Raw genomic sequence first — 1540 nt, 5'->3', positions numbered from 1 at the left:
TCGGGCCGCGACATGGTGGCCGAGGAATTCGACAGATGGGCGACGTCGAACCGCACCTTCTTCGCGCGCGTCAGGGCCACGATATCGGTAAAGCGTTGCGCTTGAAGGTTATTGATCGGGTTGTTGGGCTGGTCGGCGTACACCATGTGCGACATCAGGCCGCGTAGGCGGATGGTGCCCTCGGCGACGGCGGGCACCAACGCGTCGAGCATCGAGGGGTACTGCGCCAGCGGGATTCCGTTTCGATTCAGCCCCGTGTCGACCTTGAGAGTCACCGCTGCGGTGCGCCCGGTGCGACGAGCCGCGCCGACGACCTCGTCGAGTTGGCGCGCCGAGGACACCGCGATCTGCACGTCGGCCCGCAGCGCCGGACCGAAGTCGATGCGGGGCGGATGCAGCCAGGCCAGCACGGGCGAGGTGAGACCTGCGGCACGCAGTGCGAGCGCTTCGGCGACGGTGGCGACACCGAGTTCGGCAGCACCGGCGGCCAAGGCGGTCCGGGCCACTTCGACGGCGCCGTGGCCGTAGCCGTCGGCCTTGACCACGGCCATCACCTGCGCGTTACCGGCGTGCTCGCGCAGCACCCGCACGTTGTGGGCGACGGCGCCCAGATCCACGACGGACTCGGCGAGCACACCGGGCGTCAGGGAGATCGGCGTTGCGGACACGGCCGCCATTGTCCCAGAGAGTCGCGGCCCGCCGCGAAAGTGCAACCACCGACACCGTCACTCACGCGATGTGTCGCCAGTCGCACTCTCGCCGAACGTCGAGGTCAGTGCGCGAAGTGCCCAGCTTGGTAGTGCCCACCGGGCTTGAGCTTGTCGAGGCTGGCCAGGGCGCTGCGCGCGTCGTCGTGTAACGCCCGGGCCAGGTCGGCCGACATGCCTTCCCGCACGACGATGCGCAGCACCGATACGTTCGTGGCGTTGTCCGGCATGGTGTACGCCGGCACTTGCCAGCCGTATCCGCGCAGCTCATGCGACACGTCGAACTCGGTGTATCCCCGATTCGCGGCCAGCCGGAAGCTGACCACCGGAATCGCCGAGCCGTCGGAGATGATCTCGCAGTGCTCGCCGGTCCGCAATTGTTCGCCGAGCCAGCGCGCCGTCTGCGACAGGGTCTGCATCACCTGCGTGTAGCCCTCGCGGCCCAGCCGCAGGAAGTTGTAGTACTGGCCGACGACCTGATTACCCGGCCGGGAGAAGTTCAGCGTGAAGGTCGGCATGTCACCGCCGAGGTAGTTGACGTGAAACACCAGTTCCTCGGGCAGATACTCGCTGCTGCGCCACACCACAAAGCCCACACCTGGATAGGTCAACCCGTATTTGTGCCCGCTGACGTTGATCGACACCACCCGTGGTAGCCGAAAGTCCCACTTCAGCGACGGGTTCAGGAATGGCACCACGAAACCGCCGCTGGCGGCGTCCACGTGCACCGGAATGTCGACGCCGCCGCCGGCCGCCAGTTTGTCCAGCGCCGCGCAGATTTCGGCGATCGGCTCGAGTTCGCCGGTGTAGGTGGTACCGAGGATCGCCACCAC

The 1540-nt window shown here is 67.1% G+C and carries 2 protein-coding genes; both read right to left on the bottom strand.

Annotated features, from left to right (window positions below; translation table 11 throughout):
* Positions 1–668: alanine racemase (locus AC2VOG_RS10440; protein ID WP_486939821.1), on the bottom strand; the 668-nt coding region annotated here is incomplete at its 3' end.
* Positions 669–772: 104 nt separating this feature from the next.
* Positions 773–1540, bottom strand: a 768-nt coding sequence (gad, locus tag AC2VOG_RS10435; RefSeq protein WP_486939820.1) for a glutamate decarboxylase, incomplete at its 5' end; no start/stop codon positions are given.

The sequence above is a fragment of the Mycobacterium sp. TH-M11 genome (assembly GCF_057473725.1).
The sequence above is the reverse complement of the archived record's forward strand: the minus strand, read 5'-3'. Positions and strand labels throughout refer to the sequence as shown.